This window comes from Bacillus sp. m3-13 (assembly GCF_000175075.1).
Lineage (GTDB): Bacteria > Bacillota > Bacilli > Bacillales > Bacillaceae_I > Sutcliffiella_A > Sutcliffiella_A horikoshii_C.
The window spans coordinates 121,249-139,224 of the sequence record NZ_ACPC01000018.1; the positions used below are offsets into that span (position 1 = coordinate 121,249).

Genomic DNA, 17,976 nt, shown 5'->3' on the forward strand with positions numbered 1-17,976 from the left:
AGACGTTAGTTTGGAGAAAAAGGCAGGAGAGGTGTCTTCATCGCAGTTATGAAGACGTCAGTTTGGAGAGAAAGGCCGGAGAGGTGTCTTCATCGCAGTTATGAAGACGTCAGTTTGGAGAGAAAGGCCGGAGAGGTGTCTTCATCGCAGTTATGAAGACGTCAGTTTGGAGAGAAAGGCCGGAGAGAGGTCCTCATCGCACTTATGAAGACGTCAGTTTGGCGAGAAAGGCTTGAGACAGGCCTTCATCGCACTTATGAAGACGGCAGTTTGGCGAGAAAGGCCCGAGAGAGGTCTTCATCGCACTTATGAAGACGCCAGTTTGGCGAGAAAGACCGGGGAAAGGTCCTCATCGCACTTATGAAGACGCCAGTTTGGGGGGAAAGGCATAAGAGAGGTCCTCATCGACCCTATGAAGGCGAGGTGGACCACACTTTAAACTACCAACCATAAATTTTTACTTTTCTTAAAAAAAGTCATTGACACTTCTCCTTTAAGGCGGTAAAGTAATACTTAATTCTTTTAATAAACTAAATATTTCGATCTCTTATCAAGAGTGGCAGAGGGACTGGCCCTATGACGCCCAGCAACCGTTCCGTTTGGAATTGGTGCTAAATCCTGCAAAACAGTGATGTTTTGAAAGATAAGAGAGGGACAAGTCTTTTTGTTTTCAATTAGCGCTCAAACCTCTCTTTTCTTAGAGAGGTTTTTTATTTTATTAAAGCAATAAAGCAAAAAGGGGAGTATAGAAATGAAAAAGAACTTTATTAAAAAAGGAATTGTGGTATTAACAACAGCGACTTTATTATTGACTGGTTGCAGTGGAGGGGGCGATTCTGCAGCGAGCAGTAAGCCGACTGGGCCGATTGAGAACGTACCAGAGATTTTTGCAGATGGAGAAGGTGCGAAAATTAAGGTTATCCGTAAAATCGGCGGGGATGATCATACGGCGCAATTTTTAGCTGGAGCGAAAGAGGAAGGGGAGTCCATAGGATTTACAGTGGATGTATTTACTGCAAATGGTGACAGTGCGAAATTCCATGATGCAATCAATCAGACGGTTAACCAAGATTATGACGGAGTGATCATATCACACGGTGATGATGCGGCAACTGTGGAAGGTGTCCAACAGCTTGTCGACAGCGGCAAAGAAGTGGTGACATTCGATTCCAATGGAGATCTTGCAAACATTGAAGGAGTGACGCTAACTTCTCAAGATGATGAGGAGCTGGCAAAATTAGCACTTGATCAACTCGTCAACGATTTCAACGGGGAAGCGAATGTGGTGTACCTGTGGGTAGACGGTTTCCCGCCGATGGTTCGACGTAACAATGTGTATAAAGAAACGTTAGAAAATAATCCTGGCCTGAACGAAGTGGAACGTTTTGGCGTTGCGGCGGCAGATACATCCGTTCAAACCCAGAACGCGGTTGCGGCAATGTTGAACAAGCATCCTAAAGGAAGCATTGATGCTATCTTTGCTACATGGGATGCATTCGCAGTCGGAGCGGCTCGTGCGTTGAAAGAAGCAGGTCGTGAAGAAATCAAGATTTACGGAATAGATGTTTCCAATGCGGACCTTCAGGAAATCAGTACAGAAGGAAGCCCTTGGGAGTATACAGCTGCTGTGGACCCGAAGTTAATCGGTGCGGTAAACCTACGTCTACTTGCTAAAAAGCTTGCAGGGGAAGAAACGCCGCAAACTTATGACTTAGAAGCTTCTTTGATCTCTCAAGAAGATCTACAACAATCAAGCGAAGCGGTAAACATGGGCAACCTTTCAAAGGTCGTGGAAGGCTGGGGAGAATCTGACGCATTCTTAGAAGAGTGGATGAACACATTGAAAGAGCATTACAAAAAATAATAGACGGCACTCTCTTCATAAGGAGGGAGTGTTTATATTTTTGAAGAGAGGGGGAGCAGAATGACAAACACTATACTTGAAATGAAAGACATATCCATTGAGTTTCCTGGAGTGAAAGCTTTGGACAAGGTGACATTTACCGCCAAACCCGGTAGTGTGCATGCATTAATCGGCGCCAATGGAGCGGGGAAATCGACATTGATGAAAGTGCTGGCTGGAACGTACGTTCATTTTACCGGGGAAATCAATCTCGGAGGAAAGCAACTTTCTATTTCGAAACCAACAGACTCCCAAAAGGCCGGTGTGCAAATCGTTTATCAGGAAGTGGATTCGGCGTTGATTCCAACTCTGACGGTAGCGGAGAACATCATGCTACAAGAGACGGTGCAAAACTCCGGTAGCAAGCAGTGGATCCATTGGAGAAATGTACATAAGAAAGCAGCCTCACAATTAGAGAAATTAAATAGCAATATCTCAACCAAGCGTCTAGTAAGCTCGCTGACATTAGCAGAGAAGCAGATGGTTCTCCTGGCAAGAGCCATTTCAACAGATTGTAAGTTTTTGATTTTAGATGAACCAACAGCGCCCCTTAGCAACAGGGAGACAGAAAAACTGTTTTCCGTCATCAACAAATTGAAAGAGGAAGGAGTAGGGATCATCTTCATTTCCCACCGAATTCCTGAAATTGTCGAGATCTGTGATGAAATAACGATTATGAGAAATGGCCAAGTAGTTAAGAGGGACAAAGTGGCAAACCTTACTTCAGAAAGGATAGTCGAGTGGATGCTCGGTCAGAAACTAGAGCAGCAGTTTCCAGAACACAATCCAACTATAGGTAAGACCTTGCTGGAAGTAGAAGGACTAAGAGACAATACTATAGTGAAAGATGTAAGTCTCCACGTAAAAGCTGGAGAAGTAGTGGGGGTAGCTGGTTTAGTTGGAGCAGGAAAAACGGAGTTGTGCAAGGCGCTCTTCGGAGGTTCCTCCAAAACCTCGGGGACTATTAAAATCAAAGGAAGTACGGTCAAAGTAAAAAGTCCTAATGTAGCTGTACAAAATGGGCTTGCCTTTATTCCAGAAGAGCGGAGAAAAGAGGGGCTCATACTCCACGAATCAGTGCAAACAAATTTGGTTTCCGCTAATCTTCATGCATTCACGAAGGCACTGCATTTCCTTGATAAAAAAGCGCAGAAAAATAAATCGCAAGAGCTTATCCAAACATTAGGCATTAAAACACCATCACCTGACACAAGCGTCCACACCCTTTCAGGCGGAAATCAGCAAAAGATTGCCATTGGAAAATGGCTTGTGTCAGAAGCTGATATCTACATTTTTGATGAACCGACAAAAGGGGTCGATGTTGGGGCAAAACGTGACATTTTCGAACTGATTACCGCCCTCGCAAAACGCGGCAAGGCCATCCTGTACGCATCATCTGAGCTATCAGAAATCGCCGGTCTGACCAACAGAGTGTATGTCTTATACGACGGCAAGGTGACAAAAGAACTTTCCACCGCAGATACAGACGAGCAAGAGCTTCTATACTTTTCAACAGGGGGACATTGACATGAAAACTGACATACCAGTACAGGAGAACGTAAAACCGGCTTTCCGCTTTGAACTGTTCGACTTCTTATATAAATACGGTACGATCATTACCATTTTTGTATTGATTGCCGTGTTTGCCCTAGCGAATCCAGCCTTCATTCAATCCAATAATGTCATCAATATATTAAGGTCGATATCGATCGTTACCATTATCGCAATTGGCATCACCATCTCCCTAACAGTTAACGGTTTTGACTTATCCGTTGGGTCTGTTGCTTCCCTGTCCAATGCCATCGTTATCTCTATGTTTGTCTGGTTTTCGCAAAATACGGCAGTGGCAATCTTTTCAGCAATAGCAGCAGCGCTGTTAGTAGGGGCTTTCAACTCTTTTATGATTGTAAAACTGAAAATCCCTGATATGCTGATGACCCTTGCGACCATGTTTATCATCCAGGGAATTGCCCTGACTTATACGAAAGGCTCTACAATTTCGCAAAATATGGTCATGTCTGACGGAACGTTTGCAACGGGAACCATCAGCCCGCTATTTCAGAAATTTGGACAGGTCCCATGGATTATCGTCATCATGCTTACGATTGTAGTGGTGGTTCATATTTTCCTCACTTACACCAAGCACGGAAGATTCATGTACATCATCGGTGGAAATGCAGAAGCGGCCAAGCTTTCGGGAATAGCTGTGAACAAATACAAAGTAGCAGCTTATTTATTTTCCGCCTTATTGGCTGCAATTGGAGGGATGGTGCTTGCTTCGAGGATCATGACAGCGGAAATCAATGCCGGCACTCCTTACTTAATGGATTCTGTAGCGGCTGCATTTATTGGATTTGCCGTCCTTGGAGCAGGCAAACCTAACGCATTCGGTACATTTATAGGAGCGGTACTAATCGGAATTCTACAAAACGGTCTTGTCATGATGTCCGTTCCTTATTATGCAATGGATATCGTCAAAGGCCTTGTGCTTGCCTTTGCATTGGGAATTACGTATTATAAGCAAAAATAAACTATTGACATTTGAAATGAAATAGATAAAATAACAATTAATATCTGCATAACGAAGATTTGTTATAAACATTTCGGAGTATAAGAACAAAGGCTATGATAAGAAAGAGTAGCAATCACGTAAACAGACAGAAAGTTACCGGCTGATGAGAGGTGCATGTTGAACGATTGTGAATACGTCTTGGAGCTGTGTACCGAAAAGTGAAGACTTGAGTAGGCTACACCGGTGAAGCACCCGTAATCATGTGCTGGAGTATCGTCATATGACTGTACTTTCAAAGGTAGGCAATGTGAATTGCTTATGAATTAAAGGTGGTAACACGAGATAATCGTCCTTTTGGTTAATCCAAAAGGGCGTTTTTTTTATTCCCTTTGTTCTTATAGAGCTTGCAATATTAGTAATAATATTCCAAGGAGATGTTAGTATGTTAGTAAAACCACAAGAACAATTGACCATCATCATGAAAGGTGCTCAAGAAATAGTAAACAAAGAAGAGCTATTGGCAAAATTGGAGAAGTCCTATGAATCAAAGACACCTCTGACTGTCAAATTAGGACTTGATCCTTCCGCCCCTGATATTCATTTGGGCCACGCAGTGGTGCTTAGAAAGATGAAGCAAATGCAAGACCTAGGCCATAAAATCGTCATCATTATTGGGGATTTCACAGGGCGAATCGGGGATCCGACTGGAAAAGCAAAGGGTCGCAAAGCCTTAAGTGATGAGCAGGTAAAACTAAATGCACAAACATACTGTGAGCAAATCTTCAAAGTGTTAGATGCAGAAAAAACAACGGTCCGCTTTAACAGTGAATGGTTATTTAAATTAACCTTTGAGGAAGTTATCAAACTAGCCGCCACCACATCCGTAGCAAGGATTCTAGAGCGTGACGATTTCCAAAAAAGGTACAACAGCCAAGTGCCGATTGGCATTCACGAATTTTTCTACCCATTGATGCAAGCATACGATTCCGTCGAAATTCAAGCAGATATTGAACTAGGTGGTACAGACCAAACATTTAATATTCTCATGGGACGCACTCTTCAAAAACAATGGGGATTAGAAAAGCAGGTGGCCATTTTCATGCCACTGCTTGAAGGGCTTGACGGAGTAGAAAAAATGAGCAAAAGCCTCGGTAATTACATCGGTGTCAATGAAGCAGCCGAAGTCATGTTTAAAAAGGTGATGGAGGTTCCAGACGAGCTCATTATCAAATACTTTGAACTGGCGACGGATGAGCATCCGGACGACATACACAATTTCGTCCAACAGTTAGAACAAGGAGCGAATCCTAGAGATTTCAAACTTGAATTGGCTATAATCATTACGAATCTATACTGCGGAGAAGAAGAAACGAAAAGAGCAATCACATTCTATGAAACAGCCTTTAGCAAAAAAGAAATCCCAGATGACATCCCAGAATTATTGATCGAAATCGGTGCCGAAACAGTCCTAGCCATCATTCCACAATTAGTAGATAAAGGACTTGTGAAAAGCAAAAGCGAATTCATGCGCTTAATCAAACAAAACGGTGTCCAGCTCAACAAAGAAAAATTAAGCATCGATGAACTGGATCGAGTATTAATGAACGATGAAGTACTGCGAATTGGTAAAAAGCGTTTTATACGGTTCATAAAATAAAAATCACATAGATAGGGGAGCGTTAACCTGGAATTAGGGGTTATCGCTTCCACTTTTATTGACGTAACCTTCTCAACTGCCACTCTACGGAAGAGTTGTTTCACTAATAATTTCATCCGTGTCCTTGTCTTGCAAGCGGACATTTACGTGATAATTGTCTAGTGAGGCTCCATTGTACAATTGGTACATTGCAGCATTCATACCAATTAACAAAGATACAATTCTATCTAAACCAAGTCCCCCCTCACTCTTGGATCTATCTATGATAAAGGTAAATTGGTTAAGGGATTTATTATGGGTCACATCATATATAGGTTCATAGTATTCATCATCAGCTATGATATCTTGGATTGTATGTAGAATAGTATTCTTATATTCAGACTTTTTCTCGTAATGTTTTAATCTGTTCATTCTATATGTCAATGATCCATCTTCATTTTTGGTAACCAGGATTCCTTCCTTTTCTGAGCTGGAAATTAGCTCATCCTCATTAATATCACTAACAAATAACGACGAAGGAATGGTTACCTCGACATAAAATAAATCATTTCTTTCAAGTGTAAAATAAAAAGGTAGTACAATTAATGAAGTGAGCAATACAATCCACCATTTCTTAATGTCATTCACCTCCCTATAATTTCTTTCTAAAGTGTAACGCTTCTACCGTTTACTTACAACGATATACCTGGATTTCACTAAGAATACTAATATGATTATTTATTGTTTTTAGCTGTATAAAATCAAAATAATATTGTAGGGGTTTTAGGATTATGAAATAATTGGCATTAGGCTATCGGACTTCATTTATTGAACTAGAAGATTATCTGATTTTTTTCTGTAAAAAGGAGACTGTGTTATGGAGAGAAGAATAGAGAAATTTTTTTCAAATGGGTTAACGCTAGAATATTCTATAATTGGTGAAGGTGAACCTATATTTGTCATGCATGGAGGACACTCAAATTGTAGGGAAGAGTTTGGATATAAAGCGTTATTAGAAAATGGCTTTTCAATAATTACCCCATCAAGAGCAGGATATGGAGATACCTCCAAAGAAATAGGAAAAAGTCTATCTGCTGCGTGCGACTATTATATGAAGTTACTAAATCATTTGAATATAAAAAAAGTCCACCTTTTGGCAATTTCCGCAGGTGGTCCTAGTGGTATATATTTTGCTTCTAAATATCCCGAATTGGTTTGCTCGCTTATTTTACAATCAGCTGTTACAAAAGAATGGCTTACTACTAAGGATAAAGAATTAAAAGCTGCAATGGTATTATTCCGTCCCAAAACAGAAAAGTACACTTGGAAGTTAATCTCAATAATGAATAATCTATTTCCGCGATTTATCTTCAATCAAATGTTTCCTTCCTTTAGTAAATTATCTCTAGATCAAGCAAAGGAGATGTTAGGTAAGGAGGATGTTGAAGAAATAAGAAAAATGAATAATCGCCAGCGATCAGGAGATGGGTTTTTTATCGACTTAGCACAGATAAATGAATTAACAATTGAAAATTTACAGGCCATAAGTTGTCCAACTCTAATTATGCACAGTAAACATGATGGTTCTGTACCATTAGAACACCCTTATCTTGCTCATAAAAAAATACCTACATCTGAATTATGCCTCCTTGACACATGGGGACATCTAATTTGGCTAGGTAAATCATCAAAAGAGACAGATGAATTACTTATTAGGTTTCTTAAATTTCATAATACATAACAAAATAAACAGTCCGATCAATATGTAGTTTAGCAAAATATAACAAAGTAAATGATTATTATCGAAAGGAAGATTTTTGTGTTTTTCTTATTTGCAATTTTATTTTTATTTTTTGGGTATATCTTTATCCTATCGTTATTAAAAGCTATAAAGGATGAAGTATCTCACCATCTCGTAGCTATACTTTTTATTATTTGGGCTTCATTTTCAGTATTAGTTGCTGTTAATTTAGTAGAGTTATAAAATTACACTGAGAAGAATGTAAAGGCTAATCTATTATACGGGCAGTATGGATATTGGATATGGAGGACTTTGTACAGGAGACTTTTGTGAAGGTGGTAAAAAATATACATAAATTTAAATCCAATAATATAACTGTTGAAATGTTAAGAAAGGCATAAAGATAGACCCCAATTGGAGGGCTAATTTGTTCCTATTCACTTGGCATATAACCAATAACCTTGTTTGTATCGATGTCGATTAGTACTAAAGGTGTACCGACAACGGTATTCTCTTTATCTTCAAATGAAACAGATAATGCTTCTTTTCCTTCATAAGTTTTATCTAAGAACTCATAGTTGTTATCGACAATGACCTTTCTTACTTCTGCACTCTGCCAATTTCCTTTTGCGGTATCATCCCAACCTTTGTCTTTAGTGAAATCCCAAGCCACTTCCCTAACTTCATTATAACTATCTGTTTCACTTTGATTCTCTTCATTCTGATTATTAGAACAGCCCACTAACAAGATTGCAAAGAATAGTGCTATTACAAAGTATGAAACTATCTTTCTCATATTTTTGTCCCCCTTTTCTTTTTAGACGGTTAAGATCTACATTAGTTTCAACCAAATACTCAATTAACTCCAAAATCGTAAATTCACTCTAAAAACAACAATCTTTAAGAGAACAGTCTAAGTTTATGTTATTCCAAACAATTTAATAAGAAGGATACGAAGGGCGCTTACTGAAAAATGGTGAGCTTCTTTTTTATGGAAAATACCTTGAGTAAATGTTCATCATTTGAAATAATTGGTATTAAGTAATCGGGGAGCATTCCTGTTTGAAAAAGGTTTTATCCTAAAATATATCTGGAGGAGACACTTATATGAGTGGCGATGGAGTAGTTTGGAGCGTATTATTATTCAGTCTAATAGTTTTAAATTTCTTAGCTATAACTTTGTACAAGAAAGGAAAAATGCATTTATGGGGGTCTGGTTTAATTATTGGAATTCTAGGACCAATAATTGCTTTTATATCGGGCTTTGTTTTTGTAAAGATTGAGCACAGTATGGGAGGAAGCGGTGTAGGAGCAGCCTTTGGAGCTGCTTTCATAGGTATAGTCATTGTGGGGAATGGAATAATCTATTTCATTATTGGCATCATCTGCGTGATTAAGAATTTCATTAGACAACGTAATTTAAACCATTGAAAAATTTATTGCTCCTGGCTTTAACTGAATAAGTAGGTCTGTATCGCTAAAAGGAGGAATTATTATCAAATTTAAAAAAACTATTATTCAGTTATTTTGTATTACTCTACTTTTTGGCTGTACTTCAAATACAGAAGATATTGATTACTATGTGGGAGATATCGAAAAAATAATTAACAGTAAATATTCAGAAGAAAGCGTATTAAAAACTCAATTGAAAGACAATTGTGACATCATTATATATGAGGCGGATAAGTCCATATACTTCTTTAGAATCTGACTCGCTCTACGCATTTGTTATAGAAGTCAAATAGTGTTTATAAATAACTGAAGGTTAATAATCCTACAAGAAAGTGAATAAGGTAGAACAGTACATTCTTGTAGGGGGAGACTAATTGAAACACCTTATAAAATGGATAAATCGGGCATTTAAACATGATTTAAGGAAAGAAATGACACTCGTTATGGGAGCCCAATACGAACCGCAAACATTTGGACAGCCAGTTGAACGAAACCAAAGTTCTTTAATAAGTAAGAGTGATACCGAAAAATACTTCCGCCCTTCCAGCCTTCCTATAAAAAATACCCTTTTCAAGAACACCCAATTTTTTGATCCCTATTATGAATTAAACTACAAAGAAATAAAACTGCCTGCTACTTTAACCCGGACTCCTGACAAAACTATTTTAAACTACTTTAGTATTTTAAGAGAAGCTGAAAACCTCACTCCAAACCAGTTGGGTGGGTGCGGAACTGTAGGGATGGCAAAATTGCCTTTTCCAATTGCTTATAACTTTTTTACTAAAGACTATCAAAAAAGTGTTTCTTATAATGAATATCTTCAATCTTTTACTGGAATTGGACATTTAAATCTTATTAAAATGAACAGACTTCCAGATGAAAACGACAGGGTTCCTTATTTCATTGAGCTCGAAAGCATTGAAGGTTCATCTAAAGGTGTCACCTATTTTGCTTATTATTATGGCTATGTCCAATTAAAAAAAGAGCAGAACTTGTATAAAATTGACCAGATAAAGTTATATGGAGAGGACTTCCTATGTGCAGCCTATCATCTTTGGCAACATGATGCAGAAGCCGTGGTTGCAATTATGTATGGAGAATGGTGCAAATTAATAAAAAAACAGTTGCTTGCAAAACAAGACGGATACGTCAAAACCATAGATTTTATTGGGGCGGATGGAGCCGAATATCGTTTTATCTTTTATCAATTAACAAACGATACAGATGTATTAGTTTCACAATACAAGAAGAATTTTAAGGGGAACTGGGAAGCCATCAGAATTGATCCTTACCAGTGTCTTAAAAACTAAGCGTGATATTTAAGAGTACCTTAGGTGCAATAACTTACTTCGCTTTAGGGCGCTATCCTGTAACAAGGATTAGCGTTCGTTTATATTATGGTCAAGGTGAAAAAATACATATTGTAGGAATTTTCAGGTTATGAAATAATTGGAATTAAGAATTAGAATAGATTTGTAAAAAAAGATACTAATCTGAATATATATGGGGGAAATAGTTATGTGGGTAATATTAGGGGTTATTGCTATAATAGTAACTTTTATAAATCTTTATTTGTATGCAGCCGGTAAGGATTATAAGCTTGCTATGGCGTTGGGATTGTCATTTACAGCTTTAACACTTTGTGCAGAATACAGTCTTGTATCAGACTGGGTAGAAGTGGAAGATTGGGCAGCTTTAATGGATGTCGTACCTGGTATGGAGAGGGCATTATGGTTTTTGACCATTGTCTCTATCTTATTAAATATAGCACCGATACTTTTAGAATTAAAAGGTAAGAAATAGTCATAAATTGAGAATAGATGTTTAAGTGGAATAAACATTTTGCGCAAGTTCTTAAACCAAACTTCTATAACAAGTATGGTTTACATAGTAACAAGATATTAGTAATAAATAAGAAGAGTGAGCTTGATAGTTTTTTAAAAGATCTAGATTATAACAGGATATGACAATATATGTATCTTGAAGATTTAGAAATAATTCAAAGGGTGTTGAAAATGAGATTTAAAGTTTATGATAATGCTTATGATTTTGAGAATAAAATTGGGTCGTTTTTATTGGAAAAGGAAGATGTGTTCAGTCTTTTTTATGGTGTTTTGCAAGCAATTAAAGCTGGTAATTATGAGAATCCCTTTATGGCGGTAATTGAGGAAGATGGAAATGTGTTAGCCTTTTTCCAAATGACACCACCGCATCCGTTAAATATTGTTTTTGTCGATGAAAACCGTTTAGAAGAAATAATAGATTTCTTCATAAGAAATATGGTCGAATTGGGAATTGAATTTAGTTCAATCATCAGTCTGAAAGATTGGGCATACCAAGTCGCGAAAAAGTGGGAAGTTAAAACGGGTAAATCTCATCAGCTGCTCATGGATCAGGGATTATACCGTTTGAATAAGGTTAATGAAATGCTTGTAAATAGTCCCGGATCTTGGCGTTATGCGGAAGAAAGTGATTCTGCAATTATCGAGAAGTGGTTCAATTTATTCGAAAATGATGCCGGTCTTCCAATTTCGCCCATCGAACAAGTGAAAAAACGTGTTGCAATGTTTATAAACGAACAAGAGATTTTTATTTGGGAGGATAAAGGAAAAATCGTATCTATGATGAAGAAGTCACGTCCTACAAAAAACGGTGTTACCGTGGGTTTGGTTTTCACTCCTAAGGAAGAACGTAAAAAAGGATATGCTCGGACTCTTGTTAAGGCAATATCAAGTGAACTACTTAAAAACTTCAACTTTTGTGTTCTGTACACAGATATGATGAATCCGACATCAAATAAGATTTATAAAGAAATTGGCTATGAAAAGATTGCAGACTCTGTTCATCTCGGTTTTGATAGAAAAGAATAATTCAGTTTCATTAACTAATAAATATGAAATAGGAACGATTGCAACTCAGAGCAGAACTAGGATAAGGAGAGGTTGAAATGCTAATTAGAGAGATTAGAATAGAAGATGCAGAAAATTTACTAGTTCTAATAAAGGAAGTTGAGAGTACATCTACTTTTATGCTTATGGAGCCTGGTGAACGAGAAACGACGCTTGAGCAACAGCAAAAACGAATAGAATTATTGGACAAGCAAAAAAATTCAACAATTTTTGTAGCAGAAGAAAATGGCAAATTCATTGGATACTTATTCGTTATGGGCGGAAGCGTTAAAAGAACAAAGCACACCGCGTATCATGTAATAGGGATCTTACAAGAATATAGAGGGAAAGGAATAGGTAGAACACTCTTTGATAATGCTATAAATTGGGCTTCTAAACATAACATTTCACGATTGGAATTAACAGTTGTTACCGAAAACGAGTCTGGTGTAGCACTCTATAAAAAAAGTGGTTTTGATATAGAAGGAACGAAAAGAAAATCACTTATTAATAAACGATAAATCTTATGATGAGTATTATATGTCAAAATTATTGTAGCGTTTATTAAACAGGTGGGGGGATTGGTTGTATGCAAGTTGTAGCCAAAATGTTTTTAGAACAACTCGATATTCATTGCCATGAGAATGAGTGGTTTGCATCCATGGATCAGGCACTACAAGGAGTCACTGCAGCAGAGGCATCTTGGACAAGTTCTGGAATTAGCAATTCTATTTGGCAGATTGTCAATCACTTGATATTTTGGAATGAACACGTAATCCATCGAATAAAGGGCACAGATAATCCGCATAAGGCAGAAGACAATGAAGCAACCTTTGGGAGTCAAGGAGATCCAGAAGACGAAAGTGGGTGGGCCAAGACAGTGCAGCGCCTCAGTGAAGTCATGAATAAATTAAAAGGGGTCATTGAGGACCTTAACGACGAAAAGTTAAAAGCTCCATATGCAGCTAACAGCTATTCTACTGAGCGTTTACTCAGTAATATCATGATGCACGATACGTACCATATCGGGCAAATTGTATTATTGCGAAAGTTGCAATCCTCTTGGGATGGCGTTGATTGGACTTAAAGGATGTTAAAGGCGCCTTTCCATATAAGGCGTCAAAATTATTTGTTTTATATCGTATCATAAGATACAATCTATATATACGATATAAAAAGGTGGGTTCAAGTTGAGTTTTAACGTCAAGGAGTTAAATAAGTATTGGACGGATATTTATTTTCATTTGCACTATCCGCATAAAGAAAAGATTACACACCAGGTTATTAGGATTCTGCAGCTTGTTGAGAAAAAACCGAACATTGGAATTAATGAAGTTGCATGCTATTTAGATGTGTCTCACAATACGGCATCTGAAAATGTTAAACGCATTATTGAACGAAACTATTTAATGAAAGAAAGAGATCCTTCAGATGAAAGGAAGGTAATCTTAAAATTAAGTGATATAGGAAGAGAGGTATTACAAAGAAACACAAGTTTAGATGAGAACAAATTGACTGATATATGGGAGAGTATGTCTTCGGATGAAAGGTCGTTAGTAGAGTCTGCCTTTAAAATTTTGAGGGAGCGTGCAAAGAATGTACCTGTTGACTAAGATTCTCGTATCAGCAGTTATCATTGGTATTGTAACAGAGATTGCTCGGCGTTTTCCTACATATGGAGGAGTTGTAGCCGCACTACCTCTAGTCAGTTTGTTAAGTATTATTTGGTTATATGTTCAAGGAGAATCAAGTGAGAGTTTGAGTAAGTTTGCTCTAGGTGTTTTGTGGGGATTTCCGGCTACTGCTGTGTTACTACTCATCGTGTATCTTTCATTAAAACAATCTATCAACCTATACGCTTCTATTTTTATTGGAGTTAGTGGCTGGTTTGTTTTCTTAATTCTTCAACAGAACCTAGTGAATTTATTAAAAGCAAAGATAGGATCATTATTTTAACAGAAAATGATGATCCATTATCTTTATACTTTATTTACATTCCAAACAGAAGCTAATAAGCTTATGCCTCTCTGAATTTCTTCTATACTTGGTTCCCCATACCCAAGAATGACTTGGTGACTTGGTTTGTGAAGCTGATACATAGGGGAGATGGCATCTATTTCAATTCCGTTTGCTCTTGCCAATTTTATTGCAGTAGATTCATCTAATCGTTTTGGTAATTGAACGATGACATGTAAGCCTGCTGCATCCCCAATTACCTCATATTCTTCTCCCAAATAGTTGTTTATACTTTCCATTAAAAAGAGTCTTTTGCTTCGATAAAGTGTCCTCATTTTTGCTATGTGCGAACTATAGTGTCCTTCTTGGATAAATTTAGCCACTACTAACTGGTCGATTTTAGAAACGGTTGACTTATGAAGGGTGTTGAATCTTTCAAAATCTGATTGTAAAGATTTTGGGATAACAACATAGCTCATCCGGAGTGATGGTAACAAGGTCTTGGAAAATGTACCAAAGTAAATAACTCTGTCAGATGAATCTAGGTTGGACATGGTAGCAATCGGGGCCCCTTTGTAACGGAACTCAGAATCATAGTCATCCTCAATGATATAAGTATCCTGCTTAATTGCCCATTGTATTAACTCAACTCTTCTAGAAACGGACATAATGGTTCCGGTTGGATATTGATGTGCTGGTGTAGTATATAGCAACTTCATTTGAGTACTGGGCACGGTGCAGCCTTCCTCATCCAAAGGGATTGCATGATAGGGGATGTGTAACTGCTCTAAAACAGATCTTGCTCGAATAAATCCGGGATCTTCCATTCCAACAGTACACCGGTTGAGAAATAGACATACGTTCATTAACTGTTGCTGAAAACCACTAAAGATATATACCTGTTCAGGGACGCACGTTAATCCTCTAGCTTGTTGTAAGTAAGCCGCAATTTGCTCTCGTAATATATATTCCCCTTGCCACGTCGTGCGGTTTACATTTGTTTCCATAAGCTCTCTTCGATATAAACGGTTCCAGATTTTATAAGGGAAGCCAGCTGCATCCACCTGACCATTTTTAAAATTTATAACTTGCTCAGGTTTAGGGGTGTCCTTCAGCGGGATAATTTTCTCGTTTACCTGATAAGTCCACTCCTCTTCTATTTCAGAAACAAAATATCCCTGCCGTTCAATCGTGTAACAATACCCTTCACTCTGTAGCTGTTCATAAGCAAATTGAACGGTTATCACACTTATATTTAACATGTCAGCCAATCGGCGTTTAGAGGGAAGCTTAGTGTGTGCTGCAAGCTTTCTTTCTAAAATGGCTTGCTTTAGTTGTTCATAAATTTGACTGTACTTAGTTTTATTATCTGATAACAAGATCTGTATTTCCATTTCATCATTCCTTGGTTATAAAAAAAATTATGTTTTTGGTTATTTTTATGATACCAGAAAAGAGGTTTAATGGATGAAAGGGAGTGAAGAAAATGCGAAAAATAAGAAAACGAAGTGGTTCAATTGATCCCAATGGAGTGGGAACATGTCGAAGGGATCTATGAAGCTGCTCAAGATAATCGAATATGGGAGCATATGACCGTGAATTTAACTGAAAAAAGTCATGTGCTGGAATATGTAAAAGATGCTGTGCAAAAACGCAGGATTGGCACTGATGAAGCATTTGTAATAATCAATAAGCAAACTGGAAAAATCATCGGGGCTACTTGGTTTCTTGATATTTCTGAGAATCACAAACGATTAGAGATTGGATCTACCTGGATTAATCCTGTTTATTGGCGGTCAAACATTAATACAAACTGTAAATATCTATTACTTAAGTATTGCTTTGAAGAATTACAACTAAACCGAGTTCAAATTAAAACGGACCATGAAAACTATCGTTCACAAAAAGCCATAGAAAAGATTGGAGCGGTAAAAGAGGGTGTCCTTCGTAACCATATGATCCGAAAAGAAGGGACCATCCGTCATACCGTCCTATATAGTATTGTAAAAGAAGATTGGGAAGTCGTGAAAAAGAATTTTGAGGAAAAATTACTTCAGTCGATAGTATGTAAAGGAGATGAACGTTATGAAGCCAATCGTCAAAAAAATGAGATCTAATTCAGAAATTATGTCTACCTTTGGTACGTTTATACAATTACGACCACATTTAAACGAAGAAGATTTTCTAGAGAAAATTAGTCGACTTGAAAAAAACAATGGATTTCATTTAGTTGCAGTAATGGAAGATAACGAAGTCAAAGCAGTTGCAGGATATAGAATTACGGAATCTTTGGCCTGGGGCAAATACTTATATGTAGATGATCTAATAACGAATGAATCAAGTCGCCGTCAGGGGTATGCGTCCGTCTTATGGGATTGGTTGGTGACGCAAGCAAAATTAGAAGGTTGTGAACAGTTACATCTAGATTCAGGTGTTCACAGACATGATGCACACAGGTTTTACCTAAAAGGTGGATTAGATATTTCTTGTCATCATTTTCAGATGTCTCTTTAATCCTTATAGCATATAAAAGTGGGTGCCATCCTTTAAACAGGATAGTACTCCTTTTTATTTTCAGGACCTATAATTAATTACTTATTGTGAAAATACTGGGAATTTGAGATGATTGGTATGGGTCTAAACTAGAGTTGTTTTAGGGGGAGTAAAATGCAATTTGAAAATAGAAAGCTATCTTTATGGTTTGTGGCATTGGTGATTGGCATTATCTTCTTAGCTTTTAACTTCATCAATAGTTCCTTCTACATAAACGGAAATGATAAGGAATCCATCATCCAAACAATCCAATCATTAGATTTGTTTGAAGACACTTCAATAGAAATTGTAGAAATAAAAGATGTAGGTGATGAGAGACTAGTTGCGTTTTTGAGTAATGATTCTCCAGCTAATATTCATTTTATAAAAGATAATTATGGTAATTACAAGTGGAGTACTGCTGAAAAAAAAAGAAGACCCCCTTTCCCACTTTTTTATCCACTTGAGTAATAATATGGACAATAATACCAATCTATTAATTCTTACCATTGCAACTAATTATAACGAAATCTCAAAGATGGAATTGCTTGCCAATCAACACTTATTCGTTGAAGAATTTTCTTTAAACAAAAACTCCGCGATGTGGATAGAGATGCCTAAGGAGGAAAAGAATTTTTCATTCGCTTATAAGTATTACGATAAGAATGGTAAGTTGATTGAAAACGAAGATTAACAGATATAAAGTGATCTCTTGTAAAAATTGGAGGATGTAAAATTGCAAAAAAATAAACAATTATGTACAGCAATGATGACAGTTGGAATACTTTTAATGGCTGCTTGTGGAAACACTTCTGATGGGTCAGGTCCTATTCAAAACAAAAATGGCAATTCTTCAAATGAAGTAACAACCGAAGAGGAAAATAATAATGACAGAGTTGAGACAAACATTCAAGACAATAATGAACCAAACCAAAAAGAGGATACATCAACAAGTGAACCAGCGGATGTAGAAGAAGCGACTACCAGTTTAAAAGAAAAGTATCTCCAACAATTAGATGATACAAAAAAAGAAGCAGAAGAATTGGAAGCGACAGATTCATCTACATATGCATTTAAAAAGGTGGAAAATGACAGATGGGAACTTTGGGATGAATTATTAAATGAGATTTATGGTGTATTAGAGGAGCAACTGTCTGCAGAAGAGATGAGTCAATTAAGAGAAGAACAACGGAACTGGATAAAATTTAGAGATGATAGTGCACTGGAAGCATCGCATAAATTTAAGGGTGGTACGCAGGAACACTTGGAATATGTGGCTGTGCTGGCAAACCATACAGAAGAAAGATGTTATGAGTTAGTCAAGGAATTTATGAAGTGACTGTAACTTATAGTCTT

21 protein-coding genes, 1 riboswitch and 1 other annotated feature are annotated in these 17,976 nt (G+C 37.3%); of the genes, 18 read left to right on the forward strand and 3 right to left on the reverse strand.

Translation table 11 applies throughout. From position 1 onward, the window contains the following. Nucleotides 1-544 precede the first annotated feature (544 nt). A riboswitch (SAM riboswitch) is annotated at nt 545-650 on the forward strand. Between the two features lie 101 nt (nt 651-751). From M313_RS0109895 to tyrS, 4 genes are all read left to right on the forward strand, one after another. Continuing rightward, entirely contained in the window at nt 752-1,864 is a 1,113-nt protein-coding gene (locus M313_RS0109895; protein WP_010194751.1) for a sugar ABC transporter substrate-binding protein, read from the forward strand. 60 nt (nt 1,865-1,924) lie between these two features. After that, complete coding sequence (locus M313_RS0109900) at nt 1,925-3,430, forward strand: sugar ABC transporter ATP-binding protein (protein WP_010194752.1); 1,506 nt, start codon at nt 1,925-1,927, stop codon at nt 3,428-3,430. Between the two features lies 1 nt (nt 3,431). Beyond that, on the forward strand, nt 3,432-4,433 hold the full coding sequence (locus tag M313_RS0109905; RefSeq protein ID WP_010194754.1) for an ABC transporter permease: 1,002 nt from the start codon (nt 3,432-3,434) through the stop codon (nt 4,431-4,433). A gap of 86 nt (nt 4,434-4,519) precedes the next feature. Next, nucleotides 4,520-4,772: a binding site (T-box leader), on the forward strand. Nucleotides 4,773-4,857: 85 nt separating this feature from the next. Beyond that, on the forward strand, nt 4,858-6,072 hold the full coding sequence (tyrS, locus tag M313_RS0109910; protein ID WP_010194757.1) for a tyrosine--tRNA ligase: 1,215 nt from the start codon (nt 4,858-4,860) through the stop codon (nt 6,070-6,072). Nucleotides 6,073-6,156: 84 nt separating this feature from the next. Here tyrS and M313_RS0109915 read toward each other — a convergent pair whose 3' ends face one another. Further along, entirely contained in the window at nt 6,157-6,699 is a 543-nt protein-coding gene (locus M313_RS0109915; protein WP_157182452.1) for a hypothetical protein, read from the reverse strand. Between the two features lie 229 nt (nt 6,700-6,928). Between M313_RS0109915 and M313_RS0109920 the strand changes: the two genes are divergently transcribed. Further along, nucleotides 6,929-7,792 (forward strand): alpha/beta fold hydrolase, encoded by an 864-nt coding sequence (locus tag M313_RS0109920; RefSeq protein ID WP_010194761.1) that lies wholly within the window; start codon nt 6,929-6,931, stop codon nt 7,790-7,792. Between the two features lie 433 nt (nt 7,793-8,225). Here the strand turns inward: M313_RS0109920 and M313_RS0109925 are convergent, their stop codons facing one another. Further along, complete coding sequence (locus M313_RS0109925; RefSeq protein ID WP_010194763.1) at nt 8,226-8,588, reverse strand: hypothetical protein; 363 nt, start codon at nt 8,586-8,588, stop codon at nt 8,226-8,228. Nucleotides 8,589-8,899: 311 nt separating this feature from the next. On the opposite strand from M313_RS0109925, the gene M313_RS0109930 reads away from it, so the two are divergent. The 8 genes from M313_RS0109930 (at nt 8,900) to M313_RS0109965 (ending at nt 14,088) form a co-directional block, all read left to right on the forward strand. Continuing rightward, nucleotides 8,900-9,223, forward strand: a complete 324-nt coding sequence (locus M313_RS0109930) for a hypothetical protein (protein ID WP_010194765.1) — start codon at nt 8,900-8,902, stop codon at nt 9,221-9,223. Nucleotides 9,224-9,618: 395 nt separating this feature from the next. Then, nucleotides 9,619-10,554: a hypothetical protein gene (locus tag M313_RS0109935; protein ID WP_010194770.1), complete on the forward strand. Its 936-nt coding sequence runs from the start codon at nt 9,619-9,621 to the stop codon at nt 10,552-10,554. Between the two features lie 208 nt (nt 10,555-10,762). Next, complete coding sequence (locus tag M313_RS0109940) at nt 10,763-11,047, forward strand: hypothetical protein (protein ID WP_010194772.1); 285 nt, start codon at nt 10,763-10,765, stop codon at nt 11,045-11,047. Between the two features lie 170 nt (nt 11,048-11,217). Further along, on the forward strand, nt 11,218-12,114 hold the full coding sequence (locus tag M313_RS0109945; protein ID WP_010194774.1) for a GNAT family N-acetyltransferase: 897 nt from the start codon (nt 11,218-11,220) through the stop codon (nt 12,112-12,114). A 77-nt stretch (nt 12,115-12,191) separates the two neighbouring features. Continuing rightward, nucleotides 12,192-12,653: a GNAT family N-acetyltransferase gene (locus M313_RS23295; protein ID WP_010194775.1), complete on the forward strand. Its 462-nt coding sequence runs from the start codon at nt 12,192-12,194 to the stop codon at nt 12,651-12,653. Between the two features lie 68 nt (nt 12,654-12,721). After that, nucleotides 12,722-13,219 carry a DinB family protein gene (locus M313_RS0109955; RefSeq protein WP_010194777.1) on the forward strand — a complete coding sequence of 166 codons (498 nt, stop codon included), beginning with the start codon at nt 12,722-12,724 and terminating at the stop codon, nt 13,217-13,219. A 103-nt stretch (nt 13,220-13,322) separates the two neighbouring features. Beyond that, nucleotides 13,323-13,745, forward strand: a complete 423-nt coding sequence (locus M313_RS0109960) for a MarR family winged helix-turn-helix transcriptional regulator (protein WP_010194778.1) — start codon at nt 13,323-13,325, stop codon at nt 13,743-13,745. Beyond that, a complete protein-coding gene (locus tag M313_RS0109965; protein WP_010194779.1) occupies nt 13,729-14,088 on the forward strand; it encodes a DUF3147 family protein in 360 nt (119 codons plus the stop codon). The genes M313_RS0109960 and M313_RS0109965 overlap by 17 nt, the downstream gene beginning before the upstream one ends. A gap of 23 nt (nt 14,089-14,111) precedes the next feature. Here M313_RS0109965 and pdxR read toward each other — a convergent pair whose 3' ends face one another. Beyond that, entirely contained in the window at nt 14,112-15,482 is a 1,371-nt protein-coding gene (pdxR, locus tag M313_RS0109970; RefSeq protein WP_010194780.1) for a MocR-like pyridoxine biosynthesis transcription factor PdxR, read from the reverse strand. Between the two features lie 132 nt (nt 15,483-15,614). Between pdxR and M313_RS23300 the strand changes: the two genes are divergently transcribed. The 5 genes from M313_RS23300 (at nt 15,615) to M313_RS0109995 (ending at nt 17,959) form a co-directional block, all read left to right on the forward strand. Further along, nucleotides 15,615-16,205 carry a GNAT family N-acetyltransferase gene (locus M313_RS23300; protein ID WP_050780674.1) on the forward strand — a complete coding sequence of 197 codons (591 nt, stop codon included), beginning with the start codon at nt 15,615-15,617 and terminating at the stop codon, nt 16,203-16,205. Further along, nucleotides 16,174-16,602 carry a GNAT family N-acetyltransferase gene (locus M313_RS0109980; RefSeq protein WP_010194782.1) on the forward strand — a complete coding sequence of 143 codons (429 nt, stop codon included), beginning with the start codon at nt 16,174-16,176 and terminating at the stop codon, nt 16,600-16,602. The genes M313_RS23300 and M313_RS0109980 overlap by 32 nt, the downstream gene beginning before the upstream one ends. A gap of 153 nt (nt 16,603-16,755) precedes the next feature. Continuing rightward, nucleotides 16,756-17,091, forward strand: a complete 336-nt coding sequence (locus tag M313_RS0109985; protein WP_010194783.1) for a hypothetical protein — start codon at nt 16,756-16,758, stop codon at nt 17,089-17,091. Nucleotides 17,092-17,095: 4 nt separating this feature from the next. Then, nucleotides 17,096-17,314, forward strand: coding sequence for a hypothetical protein (locus M313_RS0109990; RefSeq protein WP_010194784.1), 219 nt, complete (start codon nt 17,096-17,098; stop codon nt 17,312-17,314). Between the two features lie 42 nt (nt 17,315-17,356). Further along, on the forward strand, nt 17,357-17,959 hold the full coding sequence (locus M313_RS0109995; protein ID WP_010194785.1) for a lysozyme inhibitor LprI family protein: 603 nt from the start codon (nt 17,357-17,359) through the stop codon (nt 17,957-17,959). The last annotated feature ends 17 nt before the right edge of the window (nt 17,960-17,976 follow it).